The organism is Desulfoconvexum algidum, assembly GCF_055382125.1.
In genome coordinates, this window is the sequence record NZ_AP042394.1 from 2,886,165 (window position 1) to 2,904,689 (window position 18,525).

General features: G+C 43.7%; 8 protein-coding genes. 2 read left to right on the forward strand and 6 right to left on the reverse strand.

Translation table 11 applies throughout. The annotated features are described in order from the left end of the window. Positions 1-81: 81 nt before the first annotated feature. The gene (locus ACZ45G_RS13330; protein ID WP_464178864.1) at positions 82-819 is read left to right on the forward strand and encodes a tetratricopeptide repeat protein; all 738 of its coding nucleotides are present in this window, start codon (positions 82-84) and stop codon (positions 817-819) included. 320 nt (positions 820-1,139) lie between these two features. Here ACZ45G_RS13330 and ACZ45G_RS13335 read toward each other — a convergent pair whose 3' ends face one another. From ACZ45G_RS13335 to recC, 6 genes are all read right to left on the reverse strand, one after another. Then, positions 1,140-3,470, reverse strand: a complete 2,331-nt coding sequence (locus ACZ45G_RS13335; protein WP_464178866.1) for a hypothetical protein — start codon at positions 3,468-3,470, stop codon at positions 1,140-1,142. A gap of 45 nt (positions 3,471-3,515) precedes the next feature. Beyond that, the gene (locus ACZ45G_RS13340) at positions 3,516-4,901 is read right to left on the reverse strand and encodes a UvrD-helicase domain-containing protein (protein ID WP_464178868.1); all 1,386 of its coding nucleotides are present in this window, start codon (positions 4,899-4,901) and stop codon (positions 3,516-3,518) included. Continuing rightward, entirely contained in the window at positions 4,898-6,601 is a 1,704-nt protein-coding gene (locus tag ACZ45G_RS13345; RefSeq protein WP_464178870.1) for an ATP-dependent nuclease, read from the reverse strand. Before ACZ45G_RS13345 ends, ACZ45G_RS13340 begins: the two co-directional genes overlap by 4 nt. Positions 6,602-7,479: 878 nt before the next feature. Continuing rightward, positions 7,480-9,465 carry an exodeoxyribonuclease V subunit alpha gene (gene recD, locus ACZ45G_RS13350; RefSeq protein WP_464178872.1) on the reverse strand — a complete coding sequence of 662 codons (1,986 nt, stop codon included), beginning with the start codon at positions 9,463-9,465 and terminating at the stop codon, positions 7,480-7,482. After that, entirely contained in the window at positions 9,449-13,129 is a 3,681-nt protein-coding gene (gene recB, locus ACZ45G_RS13355; protein ID WP_464178874.1) for an exodeoxyribonuclease V subunit beta, read from the reverse strand. The genes recD and recB overlap by 17 nt, the downstream gene beginning before the upstream one ends. Positions 13,130-13,131: 2 nt before the next feature. Beyond that, complete coding sequence (gene recC / locus ACZ45G_RS13360; RefSeq protein WP_464178876.1) at positions 13,132-16,635, reverse strand: exodeoxyribonuclease V subunit gamma; 3,504 nt, start codon at positions 16,633-16,635, stop codon at positions 13,132-13,134. A gap of 1,550 nt (positions 16,636-18,185) precedes the next feature. Here recC and ACZ45G_RS13365 point away from each other — a divergent pair. Continuing rightward, the gene (locus ACZ45G_RS13365) at positions 18,186-18,479 is read left to right on the forward strand and encodes a hypothetical protein (RefSeq protein ID WP_464178878.1); all 294 of its coding nucleotides are present in this window, start codon (positions 18,186-18,188) and stop codon (positions 18,477-18,479) included. Positions 18,480-18,525: the final 46 nt, after the last annotated feature.

An 18,525-nucleotide genomic window follows, 5' to 3' on the forward strand; every position in this document is an offset into this window, starting at 1 on the left:
GATTGACATCAAAATGAGTCCTTAGTATGGATTATTATCTGATCTTCGGAACAATTGTTCATCCATTATCAAGGTGGTAAAATGAAAAAAGTTCTAATTGTATCTATGATAATCCTGCTTGGTTGCACTCTTGTCTTAGCAAATGAGTTTGAAGATGCTTTCAAAAAAGCAGAACAAGGGGATTTGAATGCTCAGTATGATCTTGGGATGATGTATAAATCAGGCCTTGGGGTTCCCCAAAACTATAAACTGGCTTATATCTGGTTCAGTTTAGCAGCAGCAAAAGGACATAAAGATGCCGTAAAAAGAAGAGATATAACTGAAAAAAAATTGGGTCCTCAACAATTAAGTGAGGCTCAAGACTTTGCTGTTCTTCAACAAAACCTCATATCAAAATTGAAAAGCAAATCAACAGAACCTATACCACCAGCAAAGCCTATTCCAAATGAGGGAAGTGTTAATGGTCGATTTATTTCCAATGACACGGTCGGGGAATTATTCATTATTACTGGACAGATTGAAAATCCATCAGCGATACTTTACAGCCATATTCAGGTTAAGGGAACACTGATCACAAAAGGGAAAGTAAAGGCCAAAACTCAGGCTATCTTCTGTGGTAATATTATCTCTGAAGAAATGCTTAAAACAGGAAATATTTCAGTCATAAACAAGAAACTGAATCTCAGAGAAGGAACTAACAACTCAAATGTTAATGTAAAGCCAGGAGAGTCTGTACCCTTTATGCTTGTCTTTTCAAACCTGCCAGATAATTTGGAAAACTTTACGGTTGAGGAATCAGGCTTCGATATATCAAAGTAAAGGGATAAACTGGCAATGAAATAATAATCAAAATCCTGTGTGAGAATCTGTATTAGAGAAACTATCCAAAGACTGCTACAACCTTCCAGTAAAGCTGAGTTACAGGCATGTGAAATGAACTTAAGACAGGGTTTGATATTTTCGGGGAAAGCAGATCACCATATTTGCTCTTGCTCAGCTTCTACTTTCAAGTGTTAACCCAGAATAAACCCATGACTTTTTACACAGCAGGGGCATATATTCAATCTGTTGGTGTTACCAATGGTGCGGACGTATAGACAAAGTCCGCAGTGAAAAATTTCAAGGTAATACTGTTAATATTAATTGTTCGCTTTTTTGGGGGGAGTTTGTTTTGAGTCTATTATATCTTCTATCGACTTCGGAAATTCTATTTTTTTTATTTCATCAGGCATTCTAATAAACCCGATTTCATCCATTTTCTGAATATAATCAGAGAATTCATCATTCGAATTTTTTGAATACGTATGTATTTCCTCTGTTATTGTAAGTTTGTTCGGGATAAGCTCATCAAAATTTGAAGTTACTTTCATATTCACTTTGAACATTTTAAAATATTTTGATTTATTAGATAAATAGTCATTTAGGTCTTTATGTGTAAATCCATTTTGGCCAACGAGACTGTACTTAATAAGTGTAGATTGTTCATCCGGTTTGGCAATTCCGAATGAAGTTTGTCCTTCACTTAAAATAGCATTTAATGAATGAAAATCCCTTATAGGAATGTCATCAATGGTCATTCCACTAAAATTTCTGCCGGATAATAATATACAATTTTTAACCTTAATCTTTTTATAATTTCGTATTCCATTATTTGGAAACCAACTGTCTAAATATGCTTTTAGGATTGTTTCCTCTGATAATATTTTATTTGCAATTTTTTGTTGAGTAATTCCTTTTTTTACATATGCCCATGTATTTCTCAGTTCATGAGAGTTATAAGGAGGAACAGAATATTTGCATTCAAAAAGGTATAAATAATTTTCATATAATACAACCATATCGATTTCTGTTTTGACATTATTTTTCTTAATACGCTTTTCAGTTACAACTTTTTTGAATTTCATTTTGAACAATCGACTACAAATTTCAACAAATTTATCTCCTTGCTTTGGAACTCGTATTCTATTTGAAACTTGAATGTTTCTTATGATATTTGACGTGCTTATAGTGCACGGAAGGGTCATATAGCTGTTTTCACATTTTAGGAAAGGAGCATATTGTAAATCGTAATAGCTACCTTCAGCAGAATCCCAAGAGATTAGATCAAGAAAATCATTAAATTGATCTTCATCAAACTCAAACAAAGATGCAAACTCTTTGATATGTATTTTGTTTTGTACACGTATCATAGAATTGAAAGAAAACTTCTTCTTCATTCGATTGTATTCCGATATTAAATTAATATTTAATAGATTAGAGGAAAGAATAGCCATGTAAATAGTAATAAAATCGCTTATCATGAGATTATCTGTTAGCTTCTGGTTTGGTGTCACAAGATACTCATTCACCAATAGGTCCAAAATCATAGCCTCTTCTTGAAAGGTTATTTTATTGATTAGCTCCTTTAGCGGAAAACCGTTAGTCTCTGAATATGGCAAAATCATTCTTAATCTTGGAAAAGGTTTTTCTATCCATTGTGCTAAGTAATTTAGTTTGCTTTCAGCAAGAGACTTTGTCGTCATATTAAGGCTGGGGTAATCATCTATATTTTGGTCAAGAATAGTAAATGGCTGTATTTTCCGGTTAACTTGCTCTCTGATATATCCTAACCGTAAAAAATATTCAAATTCTTGTGACGGTGGATGAATTTTTATAATTGTCTTTTGATCAACCTTTATTTTTTCAAGTGAATAATTGAAATAGGAGATTTTTTTTGAAATCCGAAGTATAGAATGGGCGAATATCGCCCCATAAATTGTTTTTTGAATTTCATCAGATTCAAGTTCAATATCAACTGGAATTTCAAATTCTATTGGTTTTATAGGTGAAATGTCATTCGCTTGCCAAATCAAATATGAGACGATGGAAGCGAAATTTTCTGGTGTTTTGACTCTGCTATAAACTTTATTTAGCCAATCTGGAATGGATATGCCATTTAAATCGAAGTATGTGATAAAAAAGAATAACTCAGAACAACATAAAATTGATTTCACTAAGAATATGGAACGATTTTTCAATGTATTTTTAAGCTCAAGAGTATGTTGACTTAATGACAAGTTCAAATCATAAAAAATGATATAAGTAAGAATTCTATTCTTGTATATTTCATATCTTTCGTGCTCATCGAATTGGCATTTAAGATTGTATAGCATTTTTAAATATTTCTTTTCGACTTGAAAATCACATAATAACAGGCCGTTATTCTCAATTGCTTCAAAATATGTTGAATCAAAATTTATGATAATACAAAGAATTATTGATAGTTTGCCATATTGTTTTTTTTCTTTAAAAGATAACGCAAGACGAGTTATAATAGTTTGGGATTTATTTTTTTTTAACTCAAAAGAAAGGCTGTCTGGAATTTCAATCAGCAGTTTTGTGGGGGAATAGATACCCCTTTTCGAAAAAGCTGAGACTGTGTGTTGAAGTTCTGCATAAAAAATTTCTTTCTTAATTTTTTTTTTCATCATAGGCCATTACATTAGGTAAACTTAATATTTCATTTGGTTTCAAAATTAAAACCGGTGGATACCCAAATTTTCTAAAGACTTTTTAACCGATTTAATATTTAAATCGCAAAGTAAATCATGGTCCAGGGCTAATACCAATTCTTTTTTTGCTCTTGTCAATGCAACATATATTTTTTTCCATTCCTTGTTAAATCTTTTCCCTTCTTCAATCTCTTCTTGTAAAAAATATTTTAATGTATTTGGTGATAATACAAAAATGCATGTATTTGATTCTAATCCCTTCACAGCATTAATACTTCTAACCATATACTTTGAATGGGTTTGGGTTATCAAATTACCGAATTCATATAATTGGGCAAATTCTGATTTTTCCAAATCAAGGTTATGAAATGTTACAAGAGCATTTACTGAGGCTTTGACGGATGATTTTGAAGTCTTATAACAAAATTCATTACATACAGCCCCAATAAATAGCGTTTCGTCTTTATTTCCAATATGTTCGGATTTTTTTAATTTATTCTCAATTGAATATGGGAAACAATGTTGTTTAGAGTTTCCCGTATTATAATTTCCTGTTTTTTTATCAATACAAACAATACTCCCTTTGGAAATATGTTCCTTTAATATTTGCTCAAAGTCCTCATGAATACTTTCGATGTATTTAACACTGCCTTTTTCGTTACTTAAGCTCTTTTGCTCCTGACCCTTTAAGCAAAATCTGTTTGACTGAATTAAAATCTCAGATGGAACCCGCCGAGTTGTATTTATTGGCTCTAATACAGTTACTGAGCAGGTTTTATCTGTTTCACACTTATTAATAAATTTTTCGAAATCTTTTGGCCAATTGATAGCTTGTTTTGGGTCGCCAATCATATAGACGGCAATATTTGACAAGCCTAATACTTCAAAACATCTTAGAGCATGGTGATCGAGATCTTGTACTTCATCAATTAGAATGCTATCCACACAAGTTTGTAAAAGTGAAATTACAAATTTTACCTTCGTTTTCTTTTTTTTGCTTTTATGCTTATTATTATCCTCATCAATAATTTGTTTTGCAATATCATAAACTCTTTCCGAATGGATGATGTTTTGCTCTTTTAAAGATTTTATTTTTTTAGCTTTGTATTGCGGTTTTTGACCAAGGTACATTATTGAGCATTTGTTATATTTTTCGCCTAACGTATACTGAGAGTAAGGAAAAATTACTTCATTAAGCAGGAAACTGTGTACGGTTTCAATGAATAGATTATTTGGAATAAACCCATTTCGTTTCTTAACTTCGAATTCGATCTTACTTTTGGCTGCATTAGTAAAGGTAAGGGCAAAGATTTTCTTTTCTGTGCATTCATTTTTAATTTGAGCAACGATTTTTTTAGCAAGACCATAAGTCTTTCCTGCTCCAGCACCAGCAATTTGTATTTCTATCATTTTAGTTTCTCTACTATTTCCATAATATGACTTGGAAGAACTAAATCGAAGGTTTTGTCTGGAGATAACATGGCATCACAAATCTTAAGCATACCACCTGTTTTATTGGCTTTCATGCTTTGCGCAACAGTATCATAATCAATTTCAGTACCAAATAACTCACTAAGGATTTTACAATTATCGCCGGCTCTTACGAAGTCATCCTCTAATGTGTATTCTTTTGTAGTACGCACCACTATATTTTCATTTTCTGCATCATATACATCATGATCTTCTTTGGCTTTTTGTTGGTTGTCGAAGTCTCTTACAACGCCGATCTTTTTTGCAGAATTATTTTTATTGATCCGTAACCAAATATCGAGAAAAGTTTTATATCCTTTATGGCCAATGCTAATGACCTCAACATTATTCAAACTATTAACTTTTGTTTGAATAAATGTATTTATCAACATCTCTTCACTTGGGCCTTCTACCAAAATAACTTTGTCAGCAAATAATAATTTGAGGATATCGAAATTCGGTCTTTTCCTAAGATAATCCAATAAATTTTGACTAACATCCGTCAAACTGATTGCTTCAGTCCCATTAAAAGCCACGACATTATTTATCTTCAGCTTATTAATCACGGTTGGATTATGTGTCGTGAGTATAGTCTGGAGCAATCGGTTACTCTTATTAACGCTTTTATATATGAAATCTGTAGCCAACTTAAGATTGTTGATACTAAGATGGGATTCCGGTTCTTCAATACAGCAAAGGTTAAAACTTTTTTGAGTTGATTTATAAAAAGCGAACAATAAAAAAATAAATACTAAATTTCTTTCACCAAGCCCCTTTTGGTACAAGAAATCATCACCATAACCTAACGTTATATTTGACAAAATATTTCTTAAATTTGGTAAGTTAGGAATACATTCAATTTGATTTATATAGTCCTTTAAGTTTTCGAAATCTGCATCGGATGACAATATTTTTTTAAAGGTATCTGTTTTTTCTATAGCAGCAAAGAATTCTGTATATGCTGAATTAATGTTATTTTTTTCCGAATCGTCTAAGGTGTTCACCAATAGTTTCGTCAAAATGTTATTTGCTTTCATAGAATTTGAATCTGAAAAATCATCTCTTTCAGCAGGAATAGTATTGATAACAACGTGTTTTAGATCATTGAAAGATATCTGCTTTTCATTATTACTTGAGATAATTTGATATTCATAATGCTCAACTGGTAAAGTGAACCACTTGCTTTCTTCAGAGGCATTACAATCTTTAAGCATATCCTTTACATTCAACAAGAGGTCTAAATCATTTTTTGGTTTATAATCATATCTTATCTCATAGCAGGGCTCTCCGTCTGCATCGGTTAGCCATTTATGTACAATCTCAGTCTCATAAAAATCTTTCACATCTTTGAACTGAATTGTAACAGAAACTTTTGGAATTTTTTTAAGCTGTATTTCTTGATCTTCATCTTCAATTATTGATTTGTAAAATATTTTAATGCAATTTGAATTGATATCTGGAACACTTAATCTTTTTTGATTGTAATCAAGAGAATTGTTACTTAAAGGTAAACTTAATGCACGTAGGAAATTAGTTTTTCCAGTATCATTTTCGCCTATAATGACTGTCAGTTTTGACAATTTTATTTTAAGATTATTAAAACCCCTGTAGTTCTTGATTGTTACATTGCTAATATACATATTGGGAAATCCTTAATTTTCAATGATCTTGATTACTCATTGCGGCAAATTCTACCAGGATCTTAATTCGAAATTTATGTTTAAAATAAATTAACAGCTCATAAAGGATAAAACAACTCTTTCCCCAGACAACTTGATATATATTAGTATGAAACCTGTTTGGTTTAACTCAATAATAAGTGCCCTTGTACGTAATGTTCTTTAATCCTTAATTGCCAACAATACAAAATTAAATCTTGATAAAATGCAATCTTTGAAATTGAAAAATTTGTCTTTTCAACCTGGACAGATGATAATTGCAAATACCCGGACTCTGGCTACAGTCCTTCCTTTTGAGATTTCAAAAAGGGGAGTGGACAATCCTTGTAACTGCTCTTTTTCTCAAAGATTTTCAAACCACAAGTTATGTGTATGCCACAATCATTGATTCATTCTGCAGGTACAAGAATTCGACATTTGGAAATTAAGCATTCATTTAGATCATCATCAAAATCTCAAATCCACAACCAAAGGCTGATCGGCGTGGTTCTGTGGTTCTTGTGATTCCTATTCTACTCAATTTTTTTAAAAAACTTTTATAATATTACAGTTTTTTTTAAAATGGGGGGAAAAATGATAACAGGAACCACAAGTTCACACCTGAGAACAAGAATCAACAACCTTATCCAGTTGACACATACGATGTCAAACAGCGTTGAATATTGCCCCCCTATAAGCGTCCAACCTTGCCCCTCCTCGACAAAAGCAAGCACCATTTTTGAAAACCAATCCGCCTATGGAAACTGGGTTTTTCAATAAAAACGCCTGCTGCTCGGATAAACTCTTACTGGGGTCAATATCACTCTGGCTGAGATCAAATTTGGATGCTGATTGATAAATTAGAGAAGGTCCCCAAGGCCAGAGGCCCTGTGGGTAAGCTGCTCAACCGCTGCTCCCAAAAGATTGGCGTGGGGGCTTGCCAGGGTAAACCAAGATCTGGCACGGGTAATCCCGGTGTAGACCAGTTCCCGGGTCAATACCGGACTCATGGTGTCCGGCAGTACCAAAGCCGTGTGTTCGAACTCTGATCCCTGGGATTTATGCACGGTCATGGCAAAAACGGTCTCCACATCCCTAAGACGAGAGGGCAGCACCCGTTTCAGTGAACCGTCGGCCATTGGAAAGACCACCCTCAGTCCATGGGTGCCGGGATTTCGCTCATCCGTCACATCAAGGACGATGCCAATATCCCCGTTCATCAGTCCCAGGCTGTAATCATTCCGGGTAACAAGGACCGGACGGCCGGGATACCAGCCCAAGGTCGACTGGATCAGTCCGGCTTTATAGAGTATGCCGGCGGTGATTCCATTAAGTCCTTCAACCCCCCAATCACCCCTTCGAAGAGGGGTCAAAAGCTGGAAGCGGTTAAAGCTGGAAAGAACAGCCCGAAGCCAGGCATCCTCCGACTCCCACTCCCCCGAACCTTTGGTAATTATCTCAAGGTAGGTTCGGTATCCTACCGGTTGGACCGTGTTCTTGACCTTGGCAAATGCCTTGGGGTTGCCGTCCAGCACCAGGCGCCGGAATCCAGGGTCTTCACAGGAATTTATCACAAGACGGGAGATGTCAGAAAACCCCTGGTCCCAGATATCATTCACCCGCCTTCCATCTCCCTGGTTGACCGATCTGGCAAGGGCGCCGATGCCGCTTTTTTCATCGAAACGGTGGCTCTTTCTCAAGACAACGATCTGCTGATCAAGGTCACTGCCGTGACCTGCGAATTTTGATAGGTCATAGCCGGTGGCCCCTTGGAGCCAGGCAACGGTTTCAGGGCTGTAACAGGGATTCCTTGCATTGGCACACAGGTCGCCAAGTACCGACCCCGCCTCCACCGAGGCAAGCTGATCCTTGTCCCCAAGGAGAATCAGCCGGGCCTTTTGCGGCAAGGCATCAAGCAGGGCGTCCATCATTTCAAGATCTATCATGGAGGCCTCGTCCACCACCAGAAGATCCACATGGAGCCGGTTATTCCGGTTATGGATAAAATTACGTGACTCAGGACGGGTTCCCAGCAGGCGATGAAGGGTCGAGACCTCTGTGGGCATCTTTGTCTGGATCGCTTCGGGCAGCCGTCCCATTGCCGTGCTGATGGATTCCGTAAGCCGGGCCGCAGCCTTACCCGTGGGGGCGGCAAGACGAATCCTCAAAACCTTACCCTGCTCCATGGCAAGTCCTTGAAGCAACCCCAGGAGCTGAACTACGGTGGTGGTCTTTCCAGTACCAGGCCCCCCAGAAATCACGCTAAATGCACGGGTTGCAGCAACGGCAGCGGCAATGCTCTGCCAGTGAATCTCACATTTTTCTTTTTCTTCAGGGCTTCTCAACTGGGCAAAAAGTCCGTCAAGCAGCTCTTCCAGGTTGTCGGGCACAGGCAGTTTCTCACCCACCCGGCAAAGGATCTCTTGGGCCACCCGTTGGGTATAGTGCCAGTACCGGCGCAGATAGAGGCGGCCCTGGTTCATTACCAGGGGTGTGTTGCCCGTGTCCGTCCCCACAAGAGCTGAAGCCTCAAGGCTGTGTTTCCATTCTTCTTCCATGATGCTGCAAAGCACTTCAGAGGGTTTCAGGATCATATCCTCCCCGATTTGCCCTTCGGGGGGAAGGGAAAGGGTTGCATCGGGGTCTTTTAAAACCCCGGCAAGATCAAGGCAGATATGCCCCCGTCCAAGCTGATGGCTGGCAAGGGCCGCCCCCAGCAACACCAGGGGGTCGGCATTCGGCTCCTGTCTGCTCAGGAACATCACAAAAGCACTATCAAGGGTCCGCAACCACCCACGACCCGTCCAGGTCTGAAGCAAATCAAAGAAATCAGCAGTGGTCATCATGGGTATCTCCTTCTTGAAACAGGTGATCCAGGGTGTTGATCAGTTCTTTTGGGGGTTTATCAACATAAACACCTTGGCCTGAGCTATTGACTCCCCTCAGGAACAGGTAGACCGCTCCACCCACATCACGGTCGTAGTCATAGTCCCCAAGCCTTGCCTTAAGAAGGCGATGCAATGCCAGAGTGTAGAGCACATATTGAAGATCGTACCGGTGCTCCAGCATGGCATCGGCCATGGCTTCCTTCCCGTAAGCGATTTCATTATCCCCCAGATGGTTGGACTTGTAATCAAGAACAAAATAGCGTCCCTGGAAACAGAAAACAAGGTCGATAAATCCTTTGAGCATACCATTTATCCGATCTTCCCTTAACACCGGCCGGATATTTCCCGGCAAAACAAAAGTTCCAACCAAACGGTCCAATACAGGGATATCCACCCTATGGACCTCGAACATGAACTCCATTTCAGCCCGGCACAGGCCCTGGGCAAGGTCCAACAATTTCATGGATGGCATGGTAGGCCCTGGGAGGGTGAGTTCAACCCGAACAAATTCCATTAGCCAATCGGTCAACACATCGGCCCACTCCTCCCATCCTCGCCGTTGACAGAGTTGAGTAACTTGGCTTAGTGTGGTGTCACGGTCCGAGCCAACCTGATCAAATCCTTGGGTAGCAGCCCGTTCCAGCATATCGTGAAGAAAGGTTCCGGGCTCAGGCCCTCTTGCAAAGGTATGGATAGAGCGGGTATTGATATTCACCTCGGGTGCAAGGCTCTCTTCAGTTGCAGCTTCCTGGAGCTGATCCTGGGGTGCACTATCCGGAGAGTCAACAACTTCATCCGAAGGGGTACCAAGAGAGACACTATGTTCGGGCATGGCAGCGCCTGTAAGAATACCGGAATAACTGGTGATCCGCCAATTGCGGGGAACCTTGCCGTTAAATGTCCGGGCCTGGGAGAGGGTCACCGTTTCTAAACTGGTGACAATGGTCTCGGTTGACGGTTCGGGCAGGAGTGTAACAGTCATATGTCCACAATCCCCCCTGAACTCGTTCAGGATCGAGGCAAGCTCGGATGTCTCGATCATTCTGTCTCCTGAAAGTAAATAACCAATACCGGATTGGTGAAGGTCGGTGGTTTCTCCGGATTTCTTGGTTATCTTGCCCATCACCCCGATACCGAGCCAGCAAGCGTACCTGGACCGGGTCAGGGCAACATAGAGCATCCTGAGATCCTCTGCCAGTCGCTCACGATCAGCCTGAGCAAGCTCCTCATCCCCCGGGTTCACAACCATTTTGACCTCTCCTTGATCGTCATGGAGCTTGACCATGGTAGAGTTGCGGGAAGTGAGCTTTCGAAAACTGCAGATAAAGGGCAGGAACACCAGTGGATACTCCAGCCCCTTTGATTTGTGGATGGTGACCACCCTTACCAATTCATCGTCGCTTTCAAGGCGCAGGATCTCTTCATCAACACCACTCTCGGAATGATCGATCTGGCCTGCCAGCCATCGGATCACCCCTTTCTCCCCGTCAAGGTTTGCGGCGGCTGCCTGGATCATTTCGGCAAGATGGAGGAGATTGGTAAGCTGGCGTTCTCCAAAAGGCTTTGACAAAAGTCGGGCACCCACATTGAATTCAGCGAGCAAATTACGCACCATGGGAAGCACCCCCTGGCTGCGCCAGATCTTTTGAAAATTTTTAAACCGCTCAAGTTCGGCCTCCCAAGCAAGCTCATCCCTGTTCAACCAGTCAAGGGTCTCCCAGGAAAGTTCCAACACCTGAGTTGCCAATGCCATTCGTAACACTTGGTCATTTGTGGGATCAGAGCAGGCCTGGAGAAGATAAAGCAGGGAAACAGCCTCCTGACTGTCAAATACCGAATCCCGGTCCGAGAGGTAGACAGATCTGACCCGCTTTTTTTCCAGAGCGTTTCGAATGGCACGGGCTTCCATACCGTCCCGCACAAGCACGGCAATGTCCGACGGCCGAAGGGGAGTAAGTTTGCCATCCTCCTGGCCGAACCCTGCCTGGCAGGGCAACGTCTGCCCAAGGTTCAAGAGTCGGACGATCTCACCGGCACCGGCCTCTGCCATCCGGGCAAGGTATCCGTCCGGTCCGTTCTTGGTAATGGGTTCATCCTGCTCCATCTGCCACAGGGTAACAGGAAAGGATTCTTTTCCTTCCACCACGAATCCCTCTGATCTTCCCTGGGCTTTAACCTTATCAAAGGGGATATCGTCCTTGAATAGGAATGCCCCGTCGGCAAATTCTGTGGCCCGGCCAAACATCTGGTTCACGGCAGCCACCATGCCCTGGGTGGAACGGTAATTCTTCTCCAATGTGTAGTGACGTCCCTGTGTATCCTTCCTGGCCCCAAGATAGGTGTGGATGTCAGCCCCCCGAAAGGCGTAGATTGCCTGTTTGGGATCACCGATCATGAACAGGCCTGTGTCCGGCTGATCCAGATAGATGGTGGAAAAAGAAGCATACTGCACAGGATCTGTGTCCTGGAACTCGTCGATCATGACAACGGGAAACTGATTTCGGATCACTTCAGCAAGGCGGGTACTCTCCGGCCGGGACAAGGCATCTCCCAAACGGGTCAAAAGGTCATTGAACCCCATCCTGGAAAGCCGGGCCTTTGCCTCAATCACCCTTTGATTGATGTTTGCTGCGGCATGGGATATAAGGGCCTCTTTGACATCAAGGGAGTTCAGGAGACCGTTCAATAGGTCAAGAGCGTCATAGGCGGGATGAACAGGCGGGTTCTTTTTCTTTGACACCCCGCTGGTAAGACCCTGGGTTGAAAATTTTTCCAGCACCTGGGGTTCCGGCAAGGGACCGGAACTATTGACCCAGAGGTCCAGTTGCACAATCCAGTTTTCCAGGGAGGCTTTTCGATACTTGTTGTTGTTCAGACTTTTGTCTGCCTGGGCCTTGATAACCAGATCCACTGCTTGTTTGAAGTCTGACATCCATACCCTGCGGGCCTCTTCAACAAATTGTCTTCGTTGTTCAAGCATCTCAAAGGGGTTGACACCATTCTTTTTTCCGGCATTGATAAGGGGCATGGCCTGCTTCAAAAGTTCCTGAGGGGTGGTGATTTTTGCCACCTCCTTAAACTCAGACAACACCTCCACTGTCTGGGGATAAAAACCGGCACGCCAAAAGTCACAGGCCGCCTCCTCCAGAAGATCCTGATCGCTGGGTGCAAGCTCAAGATCAAAGAGAGAAAGGCTGTCAAAAGCGTGTTGGCGAAGCATACGCTGGCACCAGGCGTGAATGGTATGGATAGCGGATTCATCCATCCACTGAGCTGCCTGGTCAAGGAGCATTGCCCTGCCAGGCCAGAGGTCCGGATCAAAATCGGCCCTGAGCCCTTGGAGAAAATCATCCCCCTCCCCATTGCCCCTGAAAAAGGCCGCTGCCTCGGTGAGACGGATTCGGATGCGCTCCCTGAGCTCTTCAGTGGCCGCATTAGTAAAGGTAACCACCAGGATTTCCGGCGGGATCAAAGGCCTTGAGAAACCGTTTTCTCCCCCATGCCCCAGCACCAGGCGCAAATAGAGGGCCGCAATGGTATAGGTCTTACCTGTTCCAGCACTGGCCTCGATGAGCCGGGAGCCGTGAAGGGGAAAAGTCAGGGAATCTAATGTTTCTGCCATAATTACACTTCCTCTCTCAGGGCACTTACTAAGGGTTCATACAATGTTTCACAAAGAATGGTAAAACGGTTGTCCATTGCCTGCCATAGGGCATCAAAGCTCGGGTAGGTCCGTTGTAGATAAATACTATACCCAAGGTCTCCTTTGGATCGGAAGCCGTCTCCCTCATAAGACTTTAACGCCTCAAGCTTGGCCTTTTCCTCACCTTTGGCTTTCAGGATATCCACATAGGTGATCCCGGTTTTTGCGGTTATTGGCAGAGGCTGATTGAGTCCTTCCCCCCAAAGCGCAATGATGGTCATGAGAATCTGCCTGGCCTTTGTTCTCTCCAGGGGGACAAGGGTTGCAATACCGTCCGGGGCCACCAGATGGCTTGCGAGGTCCATCCCCTGAGCGCAGCCTGAAAGATGCCTGACCCATAGAGGAACCAGGCTGTAGAGCCGAAATAACTTTCCCCCCTTGTCCATGATGGACTTTGGATAGAATTCCCACCGCCCGAACCGGGCTGAAGCATCCGGGGTAGCGGTTTCATGAAGCCGGTCAAGCCAGTCATCCAGGCTGGAGACCGTGGACAGATCAGGGTCAAGGGCAATGGAAATTTCCATGGGATCGCACTCAAGGGGCCATTGGGAACAAAGTTCATGGTGATAGTTGACCATAGAGATAATCGGTTGTTTAAGCTCTTTAGCAGCAAGCTTACCAAATCCTGCCATGGGCAGCTCCCCAGTGCGGGTGAGACGCTCAGCTTCTATTGTAATTGCGGTCTCCACGGCTTCAGGTTCAACTGAAAGCCCTGCCTCCAGAAGCTGGATACCAAGACCGAATGGAGCAAGAAAGTCCAGGGCAAAGGGTTCCTGGTCTTTACTCACCACGGAGACATCATCAAAACGGACAGCCAGGCGCTGGTTGAAAAAGTATTGCACGGGATTTTTCAAAAACCGGATTAGGGAAGTGAGCTGGAGGGTACCTTCAAACTGGAACGATTCCAGAGGTTCATCAACCATCTCAGGGGCCTCAAATTCAAGAGAACTACGCCATTCATGGGCGTAGGAGAACAGTTTCGGGCGATCCTTGAGAAAATAAGCGCTGCCAAAGGGCTGCAATGGATGAATGCAGGTGAGGTTATTGAGCAGAGGACTGTTCTTGTCATCCCCCTGACCTTCAAGCTGCCAACCAGCATCCAGGTAATCTCTTAGCTGACCCACCAGCACCGACGGCATACGTTCGCTGTTGTCCCTGACATCCCTTCCCACATAGGAGATGTAGAATTTTTCCCGGGCTGATAGCAGGGCTTCGAGAAAAAGGTAGCGATCATCCTCCCGCCGGGAACGATCCCCGGGCCGGTAGAGACCTTTTCCCGCCATGAGATCGAAATCAAGTGGAGGATGGCTCCTTGGAAAATCCCCGTCGTTGATTCCCAGAAGGCACACTACTTTAAAGGGAATGGCACGCATAGGCATGAGGGTGCCGAAGTTTACCATGCCGGCAAGAAAGCGCTGGGATATGCTGGACTCGACCATCATTCCAAGAAAAAATTCCCGTACCACGGCCAGAGTCAGCTCCTCTTCAAGCTCGGCCTCGTTACAGGCTTCAAGCCAGTCATCCAGGACCTGTTCCAAACGATTGAGGGTTAGTCGATCCTGGTTTCCCATGGGTAAAAAACAGTCCCTTGCAAGGTTCTGGATGCGCTGGCACCATTGCCCGGGAATGCCCGGTCGGCTCAACTCTTTCCAAAGGATATCCATCTCGTCAAGCACTGCTGAAAGAGGACCGACCAGGCTGGCTTCAAGCCCCCCCACCTCGTCATAGGGTTCTATGCCGTTCCAATCCTCTCCCTTGCCCACGGCATAGCCAAGGAGCATTCTTTTAAGACCGAAATCCCAGGTATTCTGGTCAAGACCTGAGGGCAGCCCAAAACTCGTGCGTTGGTCTGGGTTAAGCCCCCAGGAGATGCCGGCCCCCTCGATCCACTGGTGGAGCCTTGGCAGATCTGCCTCCCCCAAGCCGAACCGTTCTCTAAACGCCGGTACTTCCAAAAGATCCATGAGATCGCTGACAGCCATGCGGGAGTCGGGTAGATGTAAAAGCTTCTCAAGGGCCTTGAGCATGGGCAAGCTTTCCCTATTGGGCTTGTCCGCAATAGTAAAGGGAATAAACCTTGGGTCCATGGGCGACAAATTACCGAACACGGCCTCGATGTGGGGGGCATAGGCCTCAATGTCCGGTGTCATCACGATGATATCCCTGGGATTCAGGTCTTCAATAGTTTCAAAGCTATGGAGGAGCTGATCCTGGAGGACCTCCACCTCCCGCTGGCGGCTGTGAGCAATCTGGAAGCTGATGGATTGGTCGTTACCCTCAACCCATGGTCTCTTTTCCTTGTCATTGGGAAGGGGTTCAAGGTCGAGGATCGCCTGCTGAACCTGTTGGAGCAGCGTCCCCCCTGTTCCCGGCGCTACAAAATCATCAAACAGATCGATTTGGGCAAAATCCTTTTCATAGGTTTCAGGCTCGTCATAGCCGTAGAGCAACCCGATGTAGTCCCTGCCCTGCTTACCCCATGCCGCAAGAAGTGGGTTGGCGTATTGGTGGAGAAGCTCGGGATCAAGGGACTCCGGCATGGAGGCTTTGGCGTTATGACGGGCATGTTCGATCCGCAAAAGCTCCCGGTCTTCTATAATGTCGGCCCAGAAGTGACGACAGGGATTGTTGACGAACAGCAGCACCTGGCAAAGGCTGGAAACAGCCTGCAAGGCCTCAAGCACCTGTTTGGGCAAGGATGAAATGCCAAACACGATTACTCTTGGGGGCAAGGCAGCGGGCCTCTCTCCCTGGAGATCTTTGGTCTTTTGGAGAAAACGCTGGTGCAGGTCTGCACGGCCGATCTTTCGAAATTCATCCGGGACATCAGCCTTGAGCCGTCTCCACAGTTCTGCCTGCCATTTTTGTTCCTGGAGCAATTCAATAGGTTCCCCCCCGCCCTTCCTGAGCTGGTCTCTGCCATCAGCCCAATCCTCAAGCCAGTCGGCTCGATAGACCTGGTACTGATCATAAAGGTCCGCCAGGTGACAAGAGAGCTGATGGCGTTTGCGCTGGTCTTTATCCTGTTCAAGGAACCGGTTGAGCGGCAGAAAGGCGCTGTCCCCTAAAAGGGACGGCAGGATGCGGAAAAGCCGCCACACCAGCCTATCTTTGTCATAGGGAGAATCCACAGGGATTATGTCATCCCCCAGAACGGAACGATAAGCGGTCCAGATGTAGCGCCCTGGCAGTTGGACCTCAAGCCCTGCACTGATCCCGCAACCGTCGTCCGCCGCTAAAGCAAGCTTGAGCCACTGGGCCATCCCGTTGCTCTGGACGATGAACTGCTCAGTCTCGAACACCTTGAGGGGGTGTGCCTTTATCCAGCCCACAGCCACCTGTCTCAAGGATTCCAAATGATTGGAATGAATTATGGAAAGGCCGGAGGGTAACCCCTGCCTGCTATTTCTCCTTTGGGTCTCCATGGATCTCTCCTAAAATGGTTATGCCAGTTGAAAGGCAGGTCACGGTTTAAGCATCAATGCAGGGAACTTGTCCGATACGGGCTCAATCTATAAAGAAACCGCTTTTGTGTCAACCAATCAATCCAGGCCCAGGGCAATAAAGAGAGACTATTCACCTCGATGAATATCAAGAAAGTTGTCGGTGTGCCATGAAGGCTAAGCAGAGATAATCAAACTTATAGTGGATACAAAACACAGTTTTTATTTGACCTACAAAGGCCGTTTTTCTTGACAATCATAAGAAGGTTTTATTTGAGGGCAGTTTTTTGAATTTCAAAGAAGGTATTTTGGGAAACAGATAGCGGAACAGCCGAGAGTGCTTTGGAGTAACATCGGAAGGGTGTTTCTGTCGCCCTTGGAATCTTTGTTACTCTACCCGGACATCAAGGTTGTATTCATGTCTATTATACAGGGAAAACTTGTTTGGCGCAAATATCAAGCCTTTTGTCTTCTGAGGTCAATCTACTTTGATTTTGGCAAGCATAAACAGGATTAAAGCCACAAGTTGCGTCATAAGAAGCCCGTGAGCATGGGTTAATGGATATCTATGCGTTTGTCTATGGCTACCATTGATTCTTGCTTGTCGGCCTTCTGTGGTTAATCGAAGGCCTTTCTTGTTTTGTTGGTCAATCTTTGATTTTGACAAATATAGCTTTTTTGCAAAGCCACAAGTTGTGTCATAAGAAGCCCGAAAGTATTGATTGGCTGACATCTGTGCTTTTATTATGGCTACCTTAGTTTTTTATTGTATGGCTTATGTGGTTAATTGAGCCTCTTTCTTATTTTCTTTGATGCCCAGGGGGTTTTTATTGCCAGTGAATGTCGTGCATTTTTCTTGGTGGTCAGAAGGTTTTGTTTGGTAGCCCGGGAAATGTGGTAAAAAAAGGGGTGTGTTTTAATGGTGATCTTTAAGTGGATGTTTTAGGTAGCCAGAAAGTGTGTATTGGGGGTGTTAGTTGGGTGACATGAAAATGTCTGTGGAATACTAAGATCTCGAACAGCGGAGAGTGCTTTGGAGTAACATCGGAAGGGCGTTTCTGTCCCCCCTAAAATTTTTGTTACTCTACACGTTACTGTCAACCCTAAATGAACGCAGGTAAAAAGTTCTTGTCAACCCAATCCCGTTGTTACTGTCAACTTTTCCTCTTGAAATCTCAAAAAGCTGTAGGCACCTCCAAGGTGCCTCTGAGGTGCCTATATGTTTTATAGTTAGGCACCTCCAAGGTGCCATCAAGGTGCCTTCAAGGTGCCTTCAAGGTGCCTCCAAGGTGCCTTCAAGTTGCCTCCAAGGTGCCTTGGAGGTGCCTATCTTTTATTTAAAAAGATTGAAAAAACTTGATTTTCCATGCCCCCTACTGCCAGTAAGTGAAACAACTCGACAGCTTGTTCCACGCTGTGTATACTATACAGTAAAGCCCGTAAGTATCCGATATAACAGAACAAATCTCTTAACAAGGGCCTCTGAAATCATCTATGTTTAGGCAACGACAACTTAAACAAGGAGACCATTGATGCTTCAGGTTCAATCTAAATGCCTGCTTTGCAAGAGCAGCCCCAAACAAGCCTTTTACAACCTCGTCCTTGCTGGCACTAAGGTCTTGAAGGTTTCTGGTACCACATACCCCATAGGTAGAATTCTTGATAGACGAGTTTTTAATTTCCAGAGTCCTGGAGAGGCAGAGAAATTCTATTCTAAGAAGATCCGGGAAAAAGTCCAGGGAAACCGGGAAAGAGTCTATGAGGATATCGATTTCTGTTTGGAGAAATCAGGGACTCGTATGAGAACCATACCTATTCCGGTATAATATCATCTTTTTTTGGAAATCAAAGGGATTAAGAGCCCTTTTCTCT

What these genes read in the sequence shown, in the direction of transcription:
- ACZ45G_RS13365 (WP_464178878.1), top strand. Translation starts at nt 18,186, where the DNA reads ATGCTTCAGGTTCAATCTAAATGCCTGCTTTGCAAGAGCAGCCCCAAA.
- recD (WP_464178872.1), bottom strand. Translation starts at nt 9,465, where the DNA reads ATGATGACCACTGCTGATTTCTTTGATTTGCTTCAGACCTGGACGGGT.
- ACZ45G_RS13330 (WP_464178864.1), top strand. Translation starts at nt 82, where the DNA reads ATGAAAAAAGTTCTAATTGTATCTATGATAATCCTGCTTGGTTGCACT.
- recC (WP_464178876.1), bottom strand. Translation starts at nt 16,635, where the DNA reads ATGGAGACCCAAAGGAGAAATAGCAGGCAGGGGTTACCCTCCGGCCTT.
- recB (WP_464178874.1), bottom strand. Translation starts at nt 13,129, where the DNA reads ATGGCAGAAACATTAGATTCCCTGACTTTTCCCCTTCACGGCTCCCGG.
- ACZ45G_RS13345 (WP_464178870.1), bottom strand. Translation starts at nt 6,601, where the DNA reads ATGTATATTAGCAATGTAACAATCAAGAACTACAGGGGTTTTAATAAT.
- ACZ45G_RS13335 (WP_464178866.1), bottom strand. Translation starts at nt 3,470, where the DNA reads ATGATGAAAAAAAAAATTAAGAAAGAAATTTTTTATGCAGAACTTCAA.
- ACZ45G_RS13340 (WP_464178868.1), bottom strand. Translation starts at nt 4,901, where the DNA reads ATGATAGAAATACAAATTGCTGGTGCTGGAGCAGGAAAGACTTATGGT.